The organism is Rhizobium sp. 05L419, assembly GCF_056397845.1.
Genome location: NZ_JBFTOF010000004.1, coordinates 107,692 through 124,592, shown reverse-complemented (window position 1 = coordinate 124,592; position 16,901 = coordinate 107,692). Strand labels below are relative to the sequence as shown.

Here is a 16,901-nt window from a genome sequence, read left to right as displayed (position 1 = left end):
TTGAGCGTAGAGTGCTTTGGTAAGCAGGAGGTACTGTTTTTCAGGGGTTCTTGGGTCTCGAGAAAGAGCGTTATTGAGTATGTTGCAAATGTAGCGAGTGGCGTTCATGCAGGGAAAGCGCAGTCGCCCGACGATCACATAGTTATGGCGGCACGCCATGAAATCAGGTTGTCGCTCGACAACGGCAACCAAAGTTCGAGTTCAGGCTTTCCCTTCCGAACGAACCGCCGCCACTTATCGCCAATAAGAAGATTGACGCCGCACTGCTGTTGCTTCTGTCCAGCGCCGACCCCATCGTGAACTCTCCGGATGTCCGGACGCTTGAGACATTTATTCGAACTGAGTTTGAACGAGATCTCCGTTAGAAATCTGTACGATCTACTACGGAAATCTTGGGCCAGTCGAACTCCACCTGTTCAAAAGTCGTCGATTACCTTGAGGCGGGGCTTGAATTGAGGGTAAAGCCGCCAATAGCCCACCCTATCGGCTTGGCAAATTATGCCTTTTACCTTCATCCGGTGGAGATACGTTCTGAAAGTGGAGCCTTTAAGATCGTGATCGATCTTCCGCGAAATCTCCAGCAACTCGGCCGATCGAAGTGCCCCATTTGATGTCTTCAAAGCGTCAACGACAATCGATTCAACCATTATTCGTATCGCGCTGTTCTTGCGATTTACGTCGGAAATTCCCATATCAATCGAACGGGAACCTAGAAGCTGGGCTTGTAGCAGATCGCGCTTGACAGTTAATTCTTTTATGTAAGCCTCAATGGTCTCGATTTCCGCTAAGATCTGACGCTCACGTTTGCCTAGGATCATCGATTTTCCATCTTTTTTGCAACACATTGCAGTTTAATCTGATACGGTGAAACCGCAGTCAATTCAATGGCATCAATGCCTGTTGACCGGAGTATTTCAATATGGTAGCAACTCGTTTGCTACCATATTTTAATGATGATTCGATTGTCGCCTTGCTAATGGCGGATTGATGCATCATATCAGTTCTCGACACGATCGGCCCCTCTTCACTAAGTGCTTGCACTTTTTGTACGGGTCGATCTTCATTTTAAAAGTTGATGACAGTTTACACCAAACCTTATCTGACGACCGATCAGCAGGTTGCGCTCTTGCAAGCGCGTGGAATGTCTATTACCGACCTTCCTAAGGCGAAAGCGTGTCTTTCCCGCATAGGATATTATCGTCTAAGCGCCTACTGGTTTCCGTTCAGGCAATCTGAGATACTCCCAGACGGCTCTCACTCAATTAAAGATGATTTTCGGCCAAAGGTCACGTTTGCCGACATCATGGCACTGTACGTATTTGACAAGAAATTGCGTCTGATTGTGCTCGATGCGCTGGAGCGAGTTGAAATCGCAATCAGAACGGATGTCGCGCTGTTAATTGGAAAGTACAATCCGCGAGCCCACCGCGACCCTCGTTACCTCCATGGTAACTTTGCTCGCCGACAGGCAAAAAACTCGACAGATACATTGCATCACGAGTGGTTGAGCAGGCAGGATAAGAAATTCCAAGACTCGCGAGAGGACTTTGCAAAACACTTTAAACAGAAGTATGCCGGTGACTATCCGCCGATCTGGATCGATGTCGAACTATGGGAATTTGGCTCTCTCTCAAGGCTGTATGCCGGTTTGCAGGTCCAAGATCGCGATCAAATTGCAAATCACTATGGGATCAACGACAGCCGGGTTTTGGAAAGCTGGATGAGGTGCTTGAACGACGTTCGAAACGTTTGCGCTCATCATTCGCGCCTCTGGAACAAGCCACTGGTCAATCATCCAAAATGGCCAGCCACAGGGTCATTGCCATTTGTTGATCACGTCCAAGCGAATACCCAAGCTAAGACACGTCTTTATGCAGCAGTGCTCATTCTTCAGGTTTTGATGAAAGTGATCAATCCTAGCAGCGAATGGGGGCAACGCCTCCGTACTCATGTGCAAACCCTGCCTATCCTTCCTCCAATCAATATGCAGAACGCCGGATTTCCCGGAAATTGGCTCGCGGAGCCGGTCTGGCAACCGTAGCGGTACGAATTAATACACGGCGACGTGGCTCGACAGCACGGGCGCCTTTGCTACCCGTGATTCCAGTCAACCACGTCGTCTATTCGCATCAGCTAGGGTCAGGACTTCATAGCGATCGAGGAGGTCAGTGACGCGCGACTTTTTGCGACGCTTGTCTTCCGCTCTATCCTTCGCTGGATCACCGCCTGCAGCAACCTTGCCAAGCATAGAAAACGCAATCTTGCACGCCTCGGAAGCGGTCTTAATCGTTTCGGGCGAACCGACTTTCACGCGCTTCATATTCGCTGAACGGCCTTTGCCGGCAGGGCGATAGGCTATGACGTAGGATTTTGACTCCCCCAAGCCGGCGACCAGAAGTCTCGGCAAGTCATCGAACGCCTGAATTCAGGATCGCTCAACCGGCAGACTGCCAGTTGTCGGCCCTGTCGTTTTGGTGGGCTTGCAATCCGCGGTGTCCGGGTCGGTTCCGCCGGCATGGCGATTACAACGCCAAGAAGCGTGCCGTCATTGTCGATGGCTGCAATGCCGATGGGTTGACAGCGTCGCCCCATACACTCTAACCTTTTCGCATTCACCAGGGGGGTCCCGGCAAGGGGCTGAGATACTGCTATCGCGCGCAGTGACCCGTTGAACCTGATCCAGTTCATACTGGCGTAGGGACGGTGCAAGCGCTCGGAAGGCTTCGGATTCACGCGTGGAATCCGTGCTGGCGTCTTTTCATCTTTCCGGCTGAGGACTGGGTCTCCAATTGCAAACTTGGAGCCTCAACCATGAATATTGCCGCAAAAAATCTCACCCCGACCGTGACCACCGGCGCGCTTCCGGCATCCCGGAAGATCTACATTCCCGGAGATATCCATCCCGACATCCGCGTGCCGATGCGCGAGATCAGCGTCCACCCGACATCGGGCGAGCCGCCCGTTGTGGTCTATGATTCGTCCGGTGCCTACACCATCGACGGCGCCGACATCCGCATCGAGCAAGGCTTGCCTGAACTGCGCCGCGACTGGGTGCTCGCCCGCGGCGACGTCGAGGCCTACCTGGGCCGGCATGTCCGCCCCGAAGACAACGGCTTTGCCAGCGGCGAGCGCCTCACGCCCGAATTTCCCGGCCAGCGTCAACCGCTGCGGGCAAAGGACGGCAAGGCGGTCACCCAGCTCGCCTATGCGCGGGCCGGCATCATCACGCCCGAGATGGAGTTCATCGCCATCCGCGAAAACCTCGGCCGCAAGGCCAAGGTCGAAGCAATGGTACGCGACGGCGAAAGCTTCGGCGCCCATATTCCCGATCACGTCACACCTGAATTCGTCCGGCAGGAGGTGGCGGCGGGACGGGCGATCATTCCCGCCAACATCAACCATCCCGAAGCAGAACCGATGATTATCGGCCGGAACTTTCTGGTGAAGATCAATGCCAATATCGGCAACTCGGCCGTCACCTCGTCGATGGCCGAAGAGGTCGAAAAGATGGTCTGGGCGGCACGCTGGGGCGCCGATACCGTCATGGACCTGTCGACCGGCCGTAACATCCACAACATCCGCGAATGGATCATCCGCAACTCGCCGCTGCCGATCGGAACCGTACCGCTCTACCAGGCGCTGGAGAAGGTCGAGGGCATTGCCGAACACCTGACCTGGGAAGTCTACCGCGACACACTCATCGAGCAGGCCGAACAGGGGGTCGACTACTTCACCATCCATGCGGGCGTGCGGCTTCACTACATCCCGCTCACAGTCAACCGCGTCACCGGCATCGTCTCGCGCGGTGGTTCGATCATGGCCAAGTGGTGTCTTCATCACCACCGCGAAAGCTTCCTCTACGAGCACTTTGACGAAATCTGCGACATCTGCCGTGCCTACGACGTGTCCTTCTCGCTCGGCGACGGCCTGCGCCCCGGCTCGATCGCGGACGCCAATGACGCGGCCCAGTTTGCCGAACTGGAAACGCTGGGCGAATTGACGAAGATCGCCTGGGCGAAGGATTGCCAGGTGATGATCGAGGGTCCAGGCCATGTGCCGATGCACAAGATCAAGGAGAATATGGACAAGCAGCTCGCCGTCTGCGGCGAGGCGCCCTTCTACACGCTCGGGCCGCTGACGACGGATATCGCACCCGGCTACGACCACATCACATCGGGCATCGGTGCGGCGATGATCGGCTGGTTCGGCACTGCCATGCTCTGCTACGTGACGCCGAAGGAGCATCTTGGCCTTCCGGATCGCAACGACGTCAAGACCGGCGTCATCACCTACAAGATCGCCGCCCACGCCGCCGATCTTGCCAAGGGCCACCCGGCCGCCCAGCTGCGCGACGACGCCCTGTCTCGCGCCCGCTTCGAATTCCGCTGGGAGGATCAGTTCAACCTCTCGCTGGATCCGGAGACGGCTCGCAGCTTCCATGACGAGACGCTGCCGAAGGAGGCCCACAAGGTCGCACATTTCTGCTCCATGTGCGGCCCGAAATTCTGCTCCATGCGGATCTCGCACGACATCCGCGCCGAGGCGCAGAAGGAAGGGTTGGATGCCATGGCGGCAAAATACCGGGAAGGCGGCGATCTCTACATGGCGGTCGATGCCGTCAAGCCTGCGGCCGAGTGACATGCTTGTCCTTGTCAAAGGGGCCGGCGTCGCCGGCCTCACGGCCGCCCATGAACTCCTCGCGCGCGGTGCCAATGTCACGGTCGCGGACCCCCGGCCGGGCTACAGCCATGCCGCATCCTGGCTCGCCGGCGGTATGCTGGCGCCTTGGTGCGAGCGTGAAAGCGCCGGCGAGGCGGTGCTCGCGCGTGGCATCGACGCCGCCGACCGGTGGGACGCGATCCTGCCGGGTGAGGTACGTCGCAACGGAACGCTTGTGGTCGCGCCGGCCCGCGACCAAGGCGAGCTGAAGCGCTTTGCCGGGCGAACCAGCGGGTATGAATGGCTCGAAGAGGAGCGCATCGCCTCACTGGAACCGGCGCTTGCCGGGCGCTTCAGGCACGCCCTGTTCTTCCCGCAGGAAGCCCATCTCGACCCCCGACGGGTCCTGACGTCGTTACGCAAAAAGCTCGCGGCAGAGGGCGTCGCTTTCAGTGGCGAGCCTGCCGACGAATGCAATTTTGATGAGGTCGTCGACTGCACCGGTATCGCGCGAATGAGAGGGACCGGCGGCATGCGCGGCATGCGCGGCATACGCGGCGAAATGCTCTACCTCAAGACCGGTGAGATCGAACTTGCCCGACCCGTTCGCCTGCTCCATCCGCGTATTCCGGTCTACGTCGTTCCCCGTGGCGATGGCCGCTTCATGGTAGGCGCCACGATGATCGAGACGGACTTCGACGGACCGATCGCGGCACGCTCGTTGATGGAACTGCTCAACGCCGCCTATGCGCTGCATCCAGCCTTTGCGGACGCAGCCGTCATGGAAACCGGCGCCGGCATCCGCCCTGCCTTCCCAGACAATTTCCCCCGCGCGACCCGCGATGGAAACGTGGTGTCGCTCAACGGCTTCTATCGCCACGGCTTCCTGCTGGCGCCGACACTGGCTGCCGAAGCGGCCGACCTTGTCTTTTCGTCAAATTCCACCGCCCTAAATACAACAGGAAGGGATGCCTCATGAAACTGCTTATCAATGGCGAGCCCCGGACTATCCAAGCAAAGACGTTGTCCGAATTGCTCGCGCTGCTGGAATACCAGGGCGAGTGGCTGGCGACGGCCGTCAATGGAGAGCTCGTACACCGCGAAGACCGCCTCGACCACGCGCTCAGCGACAATGACACAATCGAAATCCTGTCGCCGATGCAGGGAGGCTGATCGATGCTGAAGCTCTATGAAACCGAAGTTGCCTCCCGCCTTCTGCTGGGAACCGCGCGCTACCCCTCACCAGCCATTCTCGAAGAAGCAGTCAGGCATTCGGCAACGGAGATCGTCACCGTCTCGCTGCGCCGCGAGACCGCCGGAGGCCGCAATGGCGGCGCGTTCATTGAGATGATCCGGGCGCTCGACGTTCGCATCCTGCCAAACACCGCCGGCTGCCATGGTGTCTCCGAGGCGGTGCTGACGGCGAAGATGGCGCGCGAGGTGTTTGCCACCAACTGGATAAAGCTCGAGGTCATTGGCAACCACGATACGTTGCAGCCCGACGTCTTCGGCCTGGTCGAGGCCGCGCGCATTCTTGCAAGCGAAGGCTTCGAGGTGTTTCCCTATACGACCGACGACCTGGTGGTGGCCGAACGGCTGCTGGAGGCGGGCTGCAAGGTCCTTATGCCCTGGTGCGCACCGATCGGCAGTGCTGCCGGACCGCTCAATCTGCCTGCCCTTCGCGCCATGCGCGCGCATTTCCCCGACGTGCCGCTGATTGTCGACGCCGGTATCGGCCGCCCGTCGCATGCGGTCGTCGTCATGGAGCACGGCTTCGACGCGGTGCTCCTCAACACTGCCGTTGCCGGGGCTGGCGATCCCGTCGCCATGGCGGCAGCCTTCGCCAGCGCGATCAAGGCAGGCAGGCAGGCGTTCAGCGCCGGCATGATGGAGCCGCGCGACATGGCGGTACCTTCAACGCCGGTCATCGGAAGGGCGGTCTTTTCATGAGGCTCGATCCCTTCTACCTCATCGTCGATAGCGCCGGCTGGATTGCCCGGCTGGTACCGCTCGGCGTCAAGCTGGTGCAGCTCCGCATCAAGGACCTGACGCAGGCAGAACTGCGCGCCGAGATCCGTGCGGCGAAAGCGATATGCGCTGCACATCGATGCCAGCTGATCGTCAACGACCACTGGGAGCTCGCCATCGAGGAGCGGTGCGACTTCCTGCATCTCGGCCAGGAGGATCTGGCCGTGGCCGATCTCCAGGCCATTCGTTCAGCTGGATTGAAACTTGGGCTCTCGACCCATGACGATGCCGAACTGGCAACCGCGTTGGCCGCAAAGCCGGATTACATCGCGCTTGGCCCGGTCTATCCGACCATACTCAAGCAGATGAAATGGGCTCCGCAAGGGCTGGATCGGCTCAGCGCATGGAAAGCGCGCATCGGTGATCTGCCGCTTGTCGCCATCGGCGGTCTGAACATAGACCGCATCGAAGGCGTCTTTGGGCATGGTGCAGACAGCGCGGCAGTGGTGACCGATATCACCCTGAACGGCGATCCAGAGACAAGAACGAAGGAATGGCTTGCGGCTACCTCTGCTTGGAGAACAGCGCAAGCGTGGTCGAAGGGGGAGATACGCTGAAGAAGAAGGCGACGTAAGGCTGCATGGACATCCAGAGTATACAGTTTCTTCAAAAAGGATTGATTTGCGCGCGGCGCTTGCGCATGGTGAACCGGGGGCGGGACAACAAATTGGGCTTGGAGCACATGCTGCAACGGACCGAGGAAACAGACGCCGCGCTGATCGACAGGCTGCAGCGGGGTGCATTCAACTATTTCCCGAAGCACTACAATCCCGACAACGGCCTTGTTGCCGATACCTCCGTTGCGGGCGTTCCCTGCAGTATCGCGGCGGTAGGCTTTGCGCTGTCGTCCTATACCGTTGCGGTCGAACGCGGCTGGATGGAGCGGCCAGACGCCGTGCAGCGCACCATGAAAACGCTATGCTTCTTCGCCGACGGCCATCAGGGCCGCGAACGCCACTCGATCGGGTACCACGGCTTCTTTTATCACTTCCTGCATATGGATACCGGCCACCGCGCCTGGAACAGCGAGCTTTCGACCATCGATACCACGCTGCTCGTCGCCGGCATCCTGACATCGGCAGCCTACTTTGACCGCGACGACGAGGCAGAAACCGAAATCCGCCGGCTGGCGACCCTGATCTATGAGCGAATCGACTGGCACTGGGCGTTGAACAAGGGCCAGACCGTGTGCATGGGCTGGAAGCCGGGAAGCGGCTTTCTGCGTTGGCGCTGGCAGGGCTACGACGAAGCCGTCCTGCTCTACATGCTGGCGCTTGCTTCGCCGACGCATCCGATCCCGCAATCGAGCTACGACGCCTTTACATCCAGCTATTCGTGGATGCTCTTCGGCGATCAGGCCTATCTTTATGCGGGGCCGCTGTTCATCCACCTGTTTTCGCATGCATGGATCGATTTCCGCGGCATCCAGGACAGGCCGATGGCCAAGCAAAACTGGGACTATTTCCGCAACACGCAGACCTGCATCGCCGTTCAGCGGGATTACGCCGAGCGAAACCCCGGCCATTTCGTCGGCTACAACAAGGATGTCTGGGGTCTTTCCGCCACCGACGGTCCACCGCCCACGCGCAACATGCGCGGAGGTCGTCGCCCACGCGTCCTGGGTTACGCCGCTCGCGGGGCCCCTCTCGGCCCCGACGATGGTACGCTTGCTCCCTGGGCAGCACTCGCCTGTCTTCCCTACGATCGACAGGCCTCGCTCGGGGGCCTTCGCGCGCTTCTCTCAACCTATCCCGCCTTGCTCTATGAAGACCGCTTTCCCGGCGGCTTCAATCCGACGGTCAAGACCGCGCGGCCCGAAGGCTGGGTCGACGACCGTTGTGTCGGCATCGATCAGGGGCTGTTGGTGATGTCGATCGAAAACGAGCGCTCGGACTTCATCTGGAGCCTGATGCGGCAATCGCCGGTGATCCGCGCCGGCCTTCAGCGAGCGGGCTTTACCGGCGGCTGGCTCGACGCGAGCATCAATGACGCCGAGCGCAAAACGGCCTGATCAGCGGCCGAACACATGCGCCTTGCCGGCGATGTCGAGGCGAACGCGGTCGCCGCGCTCGGGAAGCGCCACACTCGAGGTCTTGATCAGGATCGGCGGCAGCGCCACGCCTTCAAGCGAGACTGCAACAGTGCAAGTGGCGCCGCCAAACTCGACCTCGACGACGCGCCCGCCATACTTCGGCTCGCTGTCGTCCGTGACGACGCGGATCTGCTCGGGGCGCAGCATGATCTCGACCTTCCCTTGATAGCCGCTATCGACAGCGACACGGCCGAGCGCGCAATCGGCAAAGCCGTTCTTGATGATCGCGGGCAGCATCACCGCATCCCCCAGGAAGAGAGCTGTTTCTCGGTCCTGCGGGTGCAGATAGAGCGACTGCGGTGACCCGGCCTGAATGAGGCGGCCTTCGCGCAGCACGGCAACCTGATCGGCGAAGGACAGTGCCTCGGCTTGATCGTGAGTGACGAGGATGGTGGTGATGCCAGCCGCCTGCAGGACACGTGCAACGGCCTTGCGCATGTTTTCCCGCAGTCCTGTATCGAGCGCCGAAAATGGCTCATCGAGCAGCATCAGTCGCGGCTTGCGGCCAAGCGCACGCGCCAGCGCCACGCGCTGCTGCTGGCCGCCGGAGAGCTGGTGGGGCCGGCGGGTCAGCATGTTGCGGTCGAGCTCGACCATATCGAGTAGCTCGGCGATGCGCTTGTCACGATCAGGCGTCCCGCGCTGAAAACCGAAGCCGATATTGTCGGCGACATTGAGATGCGGAAAGAGAGCGCCTTCCTGCGAGACGATGCCGATGCCGCGCTTGTACGCCGGTACGGCGACGGGTCCATCGGCCAGGAGTTCGCCGTCCAGCGTCACCCGTCCGATATCCGGCTGCTCGAAACCGGCGACGATGCGAAGAAGCGTTGTCTTTCCCGAACCCGAAGGCCCGACGACGGCCGTGCGGCTGCCGGCCGCGACATCGAGCGAGATGTTTTCCAGCGCCTGGACATGGCCGTAGCGCTTGCTGGTGCCGGCGATCGTGAGCAGCGTCATTGTCCGGCAGTCCGTTTCGATTGAGCATGGAGGAGAAGGGTCAGCGGCAGCGACAGCACCACCATCATGAAGGCGTAAGGCGCGGCCGCCACATAGTCGATCTCGCTGGTCAGCGACCAGAATTTGGTCGCCAGCGTCTCGACGCCGTTGGGCGCCAACATCAAAGTCGCCGTCAGCTCGTTGGTAATGCCGAGCGCCACCAGAGCGATACTGGCTGCCGCTCCCGGTGCCGCAAGCCGCATGGTGACCTGCCGCACCGCCTGCGCCGGCGTGCGCCCGAGACCCATGGCAGCGCGCTCCAGCTCGACCGGGGCTTGCGCGATACTGGCACGAAGACCGACCATTGCGCGCGGCAGGAAGAGGAGAATATACGCAACGACAAGCGTTGCGAACGTCTGATACAGCGGCAGAACCAGCCGGACGGTGATCGTGACCAATGCCAGCGCCACGACGACGCCTGGCAGAGAACCGACATAGTAGTGGCAAGCTTCGAGAATGCGCTGGAACCGTCCAGGAGCACGCACCGAAAGCCAGGCCATCGGGGCAGCTGCCATCGTCGCCAGTATGCCGCCGGCGACGGCAAGGACTATGGTCTGCACGAACGCATTGCCCACCGTATCCAGTCGCCAGACATCGATGCCGCCGAGATAGAGCCAGCGCACAAGCGTCACCAACGGCACGCCAAGAGTGAGGCAGGCCAACAAGGCTGGCAGGAGCACCGCTGGTACGACGAACCAGCCGAGACGTCGGCGATCGGCCGGACGGGCCGAGCCTGATCCGACGCGCGCATAGCGTTCGTTGCCGCGCAGCAAAACCTCAAGCGTAAGGAGCAGGAGACAAAAGCCGACCAGCACGCCGCCCAGCATGTTTGCGGCCGCGCTGTTGTAGGCTGACTGGAACTGATCGACGATCGCGGTGGCGAACGTGTCGAAACGGATCATCACGTAGAGGCCGTATTCCGACAGAAGGTGCAGCGCGATCAGCAGAGAACCGCCGCAAACCGCAAGCCGAAGCTGCGGCAGGACCGCGCGGAAAAACACCTCCCAGGGGCCGAGGCCGAGCGAGGCAGCCGCATCCTCGATCGCCGGATCCAACCGCCGAAGCGCGGCTGCGACAGGTAGATAGAGGAATGGATAATAGGCGAGCACGGAAACGAAGACGCCGCTCTGCAGCCCGCGCATCCCCGGAACCAAACTGACCCAGGCATAGCTGTGCACGAAGGCGGGAACGGCGAGCGGGGCGACGGCAAGCCAAGACCACAGCCGGCCAAAGGGAATATCCGTGCGCTCGGTCAGCCACGCAAGCGTCACCGCCAGCAGGATGGAGAGAGGAACGGTGATCAATTCCAGGAGGACGGTGTTGACCAGCAATTCGCCGACGCGCGGCCGAAACACCAGCTCCTTGACCGTCTCCCAACCCACATCGACGGTGATCCAGCCGATGAAACCCAGCGGCACCAGGCTGAACAGGGCAACGGCCGAAGCGATGAGGACGACGGAGACATGCGGCATACGGGCGCGCAGCCGGTTCAGTCCGACCATCGGCCGCACCGTCGGCATCTGTTGGCCAGGAGCGAGCAATCTGTTGTCCTGCAGCAAGGCCTGCGCCTTCACACCCTGAAAAAGGAAGGCAACCGCTCTTGACCAAGCGGTTGCCGGATTTCGTCATGCCCTAAGGTTTTCTTGAGCCAAAAGCAATAGTTTTGACCGGAGGAACCTGCGACACGAGGCCCTAGATGAGACCAGCAGCGGTCATCAACTCGGTGACCTTCTTGCTGTTCAGCTTCGCGGCGTCGACCTTCGGTGCCTCTAGATCGGAGAGCGCAACCAGCTTGTCGTTGGAAGCAGCATCCTTGCCGATGGCATACTCATACGACGTACCGGTCTTCAGAATGTCCTGCCCAGCCTTGCCTGTGATGAACTTCAAGAACGCCTGGGCTTGCTTCTGGTGCTGGCTGGACTTAAGGACACCGCCGCCGGAAATGCTGACGAATGCGCCCGGATCCTCGTTCTTGAAGTAGTGCAGCGCAACGTTTTTGCTGTTTTCGCCAGTCTTTGCCTGATCACCGAACCAGTAGTAGTGGTAGATAACGGCACCTTCGACTTCACCGGCGTTGACCGCCTTCATGGCAACGCTGTTGCCCTTGTAGGGCGTTGCGTTCTCCTTGAGCGCCTTCAGCCACGCGGCTGTCGCTTCCTCGCCCTTGAGTTCGAGCAGGGCGCTGACGATCGCCTGGAAGTCGGCGCCGGCCGGCGCTGCGCCCCAACGACCCTTCCATGCCGGATCGGCAAGATCGAGCAGCGACTTCGGCAGCTTGTCTTCGGTCAGTTTCGTCTTGTCGTAGACAAACACGGTCGAACGCGCCGCAATACCGGTCCACATGCCATCCGACGGGCGATACTGATCCGGCACCTGCGCCAGCGTATCCTTATCGACAGGGGCAAAGAGGCCGGCAGAATCAACGAGCGTCATGGCGGGCGAGTTCTCGGTCAGGAACACGTCGGCCGGCGAAGCATCGCCTTCCTGAACGATCTGGTTGGCGAACTGCATGTCGCCGCCCTGACGCATCGTCACCTTGATGCCGGTTTCCTTGGTAAAGGCATCGATCCACTCACGGCCCAGGCTTTCGTGCTGAGCGTTGTAGACGACGATGCCCTCGGAATCGTCGGCGCGTGCGACCCCCGATGCCAGCGATGTCGCAGCAAGAAGCGACGCAGCAACAGCAAGCGCTCCCGAAAAACGGCTAAGGGAAATTTTCATGATGCCCTCCATGGCGTTCCACCCGAGTTCCCCCAGGGTGATGAAAGCCCGTATATTTTTCTTGAACTCGGATTTCAAGTTTTCAGCAGTCCTGACCGATCACAAATACTTGAATCAATTACTCAACTCTAAAGACACTCAGAGGGCGTTGACCGACGCGATCAGCTCGTCTTCAACCTCGATACCGCTTTCGAGGGCTTGATGACGTGCAGTCTGCCCACGACGGCCCGGAAGCCGCACTCCCGGATCGGACGAAATCTCGTCGGCCAGCCGGCGCATTCGCTCCGCGACGCCATCACCGCCGCTCGCGGCCGGATTGATGACGATCAACATCTGCCCGAGACCGGGCGCCGAACCCTTGTCATCGAAAAGCGATGAGGATTCAAACGAGAAATTGGCACCGGTCAATGCCCCGGCCAGGATCTCGACCATCATCGCCAGCGCCGCGCCTTTCGCCTCGCCGGAAGGAATCATGGTGCCGTCGAGCGCCGCAACCGGATCCGTGGTCGGTTGGCCATCCCTGTCAAATGCCCAGTCCGACGGTATCGGCGCACCCGTCTGCCGCGCCGCCATCACCTTGCCACGGGCAACCCGTGAAAGCGCGAGATCGATGACGAGCGGATCAGCTCCCGGGACCGGCGCCGCAAAGGCAATCGGGTTGGTTCCGAAGACGGGCTTACGACCGCCCCAGGCAGCCATCGACGCCGTCGCATTGGCCACCATCAACGCCACCAGCCCCATCTCCGCGAAGCGCTCGACGGTCAAAGCCAGAACGCCCGCGTGATGCGAGCGCCGAATGGTCACTAGGGCGATGCCCTGCTGCCTGGCGATGTCGGGAAGCACGGAAACAGCGAGATCGAACGCCGGATAGGCATAGCCGTGGCATGCATCGACCTGAACGACAGCTGGAAACGGGCGCGTGAATATCGGCTTGGCAAAGCCATCAACCTTGCCGGCCTTGGCCTGGGCCGCATAAGCTGCCACCCGCCGCAAACCGTGACCGCCTTGGCCCGCAGCCTCCGCCGCGACAAGCGCTCTGGCGACAGCGCGGGCATTGGCTTCGTCAACGCGGTTGCGCATCAGCGCATCGAGGACCAGCGTTTCGACTGCGGCAAGTGTCAGATGCATGGAAAAACCTGCGCAAGAAAGGGGGCGATGACGCTGTTACGCTATCGCCCCGCTTATCGCAATGCAGCGATCACTCGACGTCGAACTTGACGCCCTGTGCCAGCGGCAGGGTCTTGCCGTAGTTGATCGTGTTCGTCGTGCGGCGCATGTAGGCCCTCCATGCATCGGAGCCCGACTCGCGGCCGCCGCCGGTTTCCTTTTCGCCGCCGAACGCGCCGCCGATTTCAGCGCCTGAAGGGCCAAGGTTGACGTTGGCGATACCGCAATCAGAACCACGGGCGGAAACGAACGTTTCGGCTTCACGCATGTCGTTGGTGAAGATCGACGACGACAAGCCCTGCGGCACGGCATTGTGCAGCTCAAGCACCTCGTCGAAATCGCTGTACTTCATCACGTAGAGGATCGGCGCGAAGGTCTCGTTTTCGACCGGACCTGACTGTGACGGCATTTCGACCAGTGCCGGACGGACGTAGAACGCATCGGCAGAACCGTTTTCGACGCGCTCGCCGCCGGTGACCTTGCCGCCGGCGGCCTTGGCCTGCTCAAGCGCGGACTGCATATTGCTGAATGCCTGCTTGTCGATCAACGGACCGACCAGCGTACCGGCTTCAAGCGGGTTGCCGATGGTAACCGAGCCGTAGGCCTTCTGCAGGCGCGCAACGAGCGTGTCGTAGACGCTCTCGTGGACGAACAGGCGGCGAAGCGTCGTGCAGCGCTGGCCGGCAGTGCCCATTGCCGAGAAGGCGACGCCGCGCAGCGTCAGGTCGAGATCGGCCGTCGGGCAGATGATCGCGGCATTGTTGCCGCCAAGTTCGAGAATGGCGCGGGCAAAGCGCTGCGACAGGCGCGGACCGACGGCACGGCCCATGGCCGTCGAGCCGGTGGCCGAAACCAGCGGCACCTTCGGATGATCGACCAGCACTTCACCCACCTCGCGACCGCCGATCAGGAGCGTCGACAGATTGACCGGCGCAGTGCCGCCTTCGGCGTTGAAGCGCTTCAGCGCCCTTTCGAACAGGGCTTGTGTCGCCAATGCCGTCAGCGGTGTCTTTTCCGACGGCTTCCACACGGTCGAATTGCCGCAGACGAGCGCGAGCGCCGCATTCCACGACCAGACTGCGACTGGGAAGTTGAAGGCCGAGATGATGCCGACGACGCCAAGCGGATGCCAGCTCTCCATCATACGGTGCTCGGAGCGCTCGGTGGCGATCGTCAGGCCATAGAGCTGGCGCGACAGGCCGACGGCGAAATCGCAGATGTCGATCATTTCCTGAACTTCGCCGAGACCCTCGGAGGTAATCTTGCCGACTTCGATAGACACCAGCCGCCCGAGAGCGCCCTTGGCGGCGCGAAGCTCCTCACCGAGCAGACGAACGAGTTCGCCGCGCTTCGGGGCGGGAACGGCGCGCCATTCCAGAAATGCCTTGTGTGCCTCTGTAATCGCGGCCTTCGCGTCGGCGACGGAGTGTTCCTTCAGCGCGCCGATTTCCTTGCCGGATACCGGCGAGGTGACACGCAGCGTGCCGCCGGTGAAGCGGTCCGCGGAAACGCCGAGTTCGGCGAGCAGTGTCTTTGTCTCTGAGGCGAGATCAAGCGTTGCAATGGTCATTGTCGTGGTTCCAACCTTGTTGTTCTCAAAAGCGGGCATCGGCGAAGTGAGCGACCTGAGCGCCGGCTTCGTACCATACTTCCTTGACTGCGCGGAAGCTCGGCTCGGCGGGCGCCGTCAGCGGCAGTGGCAGATCGGCTTCGCTCATTTGACCCAAGATGTGACGGGCCAGCGTGCGTCCGAAAACCGTGCCGGGCGCAATACCGCGGCCGTTATAGCCGGAGAAGCCGACGACGTTGGGCGCAAACTTGTGGAAGCGCGGCAGCGCGTTGTCGGTCATGCCGATCTTGCCGTACCATTCGCATTCGAATTCCACGTCGCCGATCTGGGGAAACAGCTTCCTCAGCGATCGCTTTGCCCACGCCTTGTGGACAGAAAGCCCGGTGTTGCGCAGGGCGCCCACACTACCGAAGACCAGCCGGCCGGCATAGTCCATGCGATAGGACGAGAGGATTTCCTTGGTATCCCAGACACCCTCGCGGCCGGCCAGGATCGATTTGCGCAGGTTGTCGCCGAGCGGCGTGGTTGCGAGATTGAAATAGGGCAGATGCACCTGTTCGGCGCGCACCTGCTCCCACGGCCCCGTGCTGTAGGCATCGGTGGCGACGACGATCCAGTCTGCGCTCACCTGACCCATCGCCGTTTTGACGATCCAGCGGCTGCCGTTTCGCTCGGTTGCGACGGCAGGGCTCGACGTGTGAACTGCAACGCCAGCCTTGACGGCGGCATGGGCAAGGCCACGCGCATAGGCAAGCGGTTGCAGCGTGCCGGCGCGCATGTCGAGCAGCGACCCGGTATAGGCGCTGCTGCCGACCCGCCTTGCAGTCTCCGCGGCATCGAGCAGGGTCACCGGCGCTCCGAGCGCCGCCCATTGCTTGGTCCGCTCCTCAATTTCCTTGAGGCCATCGGCGCCGACGGCGACATGCAGCGTGCCGTTGCGTTCAAGCTCACAGGCGATGGCGTGCTTGTCGATCAGTTCCATCACCAGCTTCGGCGCATTGCCCAGCATATCGAGCAGCCGTTCGCCATGGACCGGGCCAAGGACCCCCGGCAAATCGTTCGGCATGACCCACATGCCGGCATTGATGAGACCGACATTGCGCCCTGCTCCCCCGAAGCCGATTTCCTTTGCCTCGAGCAATACGACCCGCGAACCGGCCTCCGCGAGATGGAGGCTCGATGAAAGCCCCGTGTAGCCACCGCCCACGACCACCACATCGGCACTGATATTTCCCTCCAGAGGAGAGGTAGCCGGCGGCAGCGGAGCGGTTTTTTCCCAAAGCCCATGGGAGCGCGGATCATTCAGCATCGATCGATTCCATCGGTTAAAGTTGGCGGCATTCTACCGCTGCCTGATCATTCGGCAAACCAGCCAGACAACTGGCTTAAGCTGCAGAGCGGCGAGACCAAGCAGATCGAAATCGAACGTGCTTGGCGTTGCGTATAAAGTTCCAGCTCATTTTCGATGTTCGCACCAAGGTCATCCTCAAAGACTTCGCGGTTCGCGCGGGGTCTGGCAATTCTGCTGAAAAATCGCTGGTCTTTGCGCCTCCGGCTACCGGCATGGGAGAACTCCGCGTTCATTCCGACTTCGATGGATGAAGTTCTTTACAAGGCCGCAAAAGCCATAAATATCGACTTTTCGGAAATAGCTCATTCTCCAATGGA

15 protein-coding genes, 1 pseudogene and 1 riboswitch are annotated in these 16,901 nt (G+C 60.8%); of the genes and pseudogenes, 7 read left to right on the top strand and 9 right to left on the bottom strand.

Annotation, left to right across the window (positions count from 1 at the left end):
- Positions 1 to 416 precede the first annotated feature (416 nt).
- The gene (locus AC1DMK_RS06620) at positions 417 to 818 is read right to left on the bottom strand and encodes a hypothetical protein (RefSeq protein WP_477857844.1); all 402 of its coding nucleotides are present in this window, start codon (positions 816 to 818) and stop codon (positions 417 to 419) included.
- Positions 819 to 1,075: 257 nt separating this feature from the next.
- Between AC1DMK_RS06620 and AC1DMK_RS06615 the strand changes: the two genes are divergently transcribed.
- Complete coding sequence (locus tag AC1DMK_RS06615; protein ID WP_477857842.1) at positions 1,076 to 2,041, top strand: Abi family protein; 966 nt, start codon at positions 1,076 to 1,078, stop codon at positions 2,039 to 2,041.
- Positions 2,042 to 2,107: 66 nt separating this feature from the next.
- Here the strand turns inward: AC1DMK_RS06615 and AC1DMK_RS06610 are convergent, their stop codons facing one another.
- Positions 2,108 to 2,407: a hypothetical protein gene (locus AC1DMK_RS06610; RefSeq protein ID WP_477857840.1), complete on the bottom strand. Its 300-nt coding sequence runs from the start codon at positions 2,405 to 2,407 to the stop codon at positions 2,108 to 2,110.
- Between the two features lie 200 nt (positions 2,408 to 2,607).
- Positions 2,608 to 2,719: riboswitch (TPP riboswitch) on the top strand.
- Positions 2,720 to 2,811: 92 nt separating this feature from the next.
- Between AC1DMK_RS06610 and thiC the strand changes: the two genes are divergently transcribed.
- The 6 genes from thiC to AC1DMK_RS06580 all read left to right on the top strand — a co-directional run bounded on the left by thiC (position 2,812) and on the right by AC1DMK_RS06580 (position 8,698).
- Entirely contained in the window at positions 2,812 to 4,638 is a 1,827-nt protein-coding gene (thiC, locus tag AC1DMK_RS06605; RefSeq protein ID WP_037059069.1) for a phosphomethylpyrimidine synthase ThiC, read from the top strand.
- Position 4,639: 1 nt separating this feature from the next.
- Positions 4,640 to 5,638, top strand: a complete 999-nt coding sequence (thiO, locus tag AC1DMK_RS06600; RefSeq protein WP_477857838.1) for a glycine oxidase ThiO — start codon at positions 4,640 to 4,642, stop codon at positions 5,636 to 5,638.
- Positions 5,635 to 5,832, top strand: coding sequence for a sulfur carrier protein ThiS (gene thiS / locus AC1DMK_RS06595; protein ID WP_037059067.1), 198 nt, complete (start codon positions 5,635 to 5,637; stop codon positions 5,830 to 5,832). The genes thiO and thiS overlap by 4 nt, the downstream gene beginning before the upstream one ends.
- A 3-nt stretch (positions 5,833 to 5,835) precedes the next feature.
- Positions 5,836 to 6,609, top strand: coding sequence for a thiazole synthase (locus tag AC1DMK_RS06590; protein WP_477857837.1), 774 nt, complete (start codon positions 5,836 to 5,838; stop codon positions 6,607 to 6,609).
- Positions 6,606 to 7,244, top strand: a complete 639-nt coding sequence (locus AC1DMK_RS06585; protein ID WP_477857835.1) for a thiamine phosphate synthase — start codon at positions 6,606 to 6,608, stop codon at positions 7,242 to 7,244. Before AC1DMK_RS06590 ends, AC1DMK_RS06585 begins: the two co-directional genes overlap by 4 nt.
- 125 nt (positions 7,245 to 7,369) lie before the next feature.
- On the top strand, positions 7,370 to 8,698 hold the full coding sequence (locus tag AC1DMK_RS06580) for a glucoamylase family protein (protein WP_477857834.1): 1,329 nt from the start codon (positions 7,370 to 7,372) through the stop codon (positions 8,696 to 8,698).
- Here the strand turns inward: AC1DMK_RS06580 and AC1DMK_RS06575 are convergent, their stop codons facing one another.
- The 7 genes and pseudogenes from AC1DMK_RS06575 to AC1DMK_RS06545 all read right to left on the bottom strand — a co-directional run bounded on the left by AC1DMK_RS06575 (position 8,699) and on the right by AC1DMK_RS06545 (position 16,817).
- Positions 8,699 to 9,736 carry an ABC transporter ATP-binding protein gene (locus tag AC1DMK_RS06575; RefSeq protein WP_037059063.1) on the bottom strand — a complete coding sequence of 346 codons (1,038 nt, stop codon included), beginning with the start codon at positions 9,734 to 9,736 and terminating at the stop codon, positions 8,699 to 8,701.
- Positions 9,733 to 11,404 (bottom strand): annotated as a pseudogene (locus AC1DMK_RS06570) (ABC transporter permease). Before AC1DMK_RS06570 ends, AC1DMK_RS06575 begins: the two are co-directional and overlap by 4 nt.
- A gap of 63 nt (positions 11,405 to 11,467) precedes the next feature.
- Entirely contained in the window at positions 11,468 to 12,496 is a 1,029-nt protein-coding gene (locus tag AC1DMK_RS06565; protein ID WP_477857832.1) for an iron ABC transporter substrate-binding protein, read from the bottom strand.
- A gap of 138 nt (positions 12,497 to 12,634) precedes the next feature.
- Complete coding sequence (locus AC1DMK_RS06560; RefSeq protein ID WP_477857830.1) at positions 12,635 to 13,624, bottom strand: Ldh family oxidoreductase; 990 nt, start codon at positions 13,622 to 13,624, stop codon at positions 12,635 to 12,637.
- Between the two features lie 70 nt (positions 13,625 to 13,694).
- Positions 13,695 to 15,233 (bottom strand): L-piperidine-6-carboxylate dehydrogenase, encoded by a 1,539-nt coding sequence (amaB, locus tag AC1DMK_RS06555; RefSeq protein WP_037059058.1) that lies wholly within the window; start codon positions 15,231 to 15,233, stop codon positions 13,695 to 13,697.
- 25 nt (positions 15,234 to 15,258) lie between these two features.
- Complete coding sequence (locus AC1DMK_RS06550) at positions 15,259 to 16,542, bottom strand: NAD(P)/FAD-dependent oxidoreductase (protein ID WP_477857828.1); 1,284 nt, start codon at positions 16,540 to 16,542, stop codon at positions 15,259 to 15,261.
- A gap of 47 nt (positions 16,543 to 16,589) precedes the next feature.
- On the bottom strand, positions 16,590 to 16,817 hold the full coding sequence (locus AC1DMK_RS06545; RefSeq protein WP_477857826.1) for a hypothetical protein: 228 nt from the start codon (positions 16,815 to 16,817) through the stop codon (positions 16,590 to 16,592).
- Positions 16,818 to 16,901: the final 84 nt, after the last annotated feature.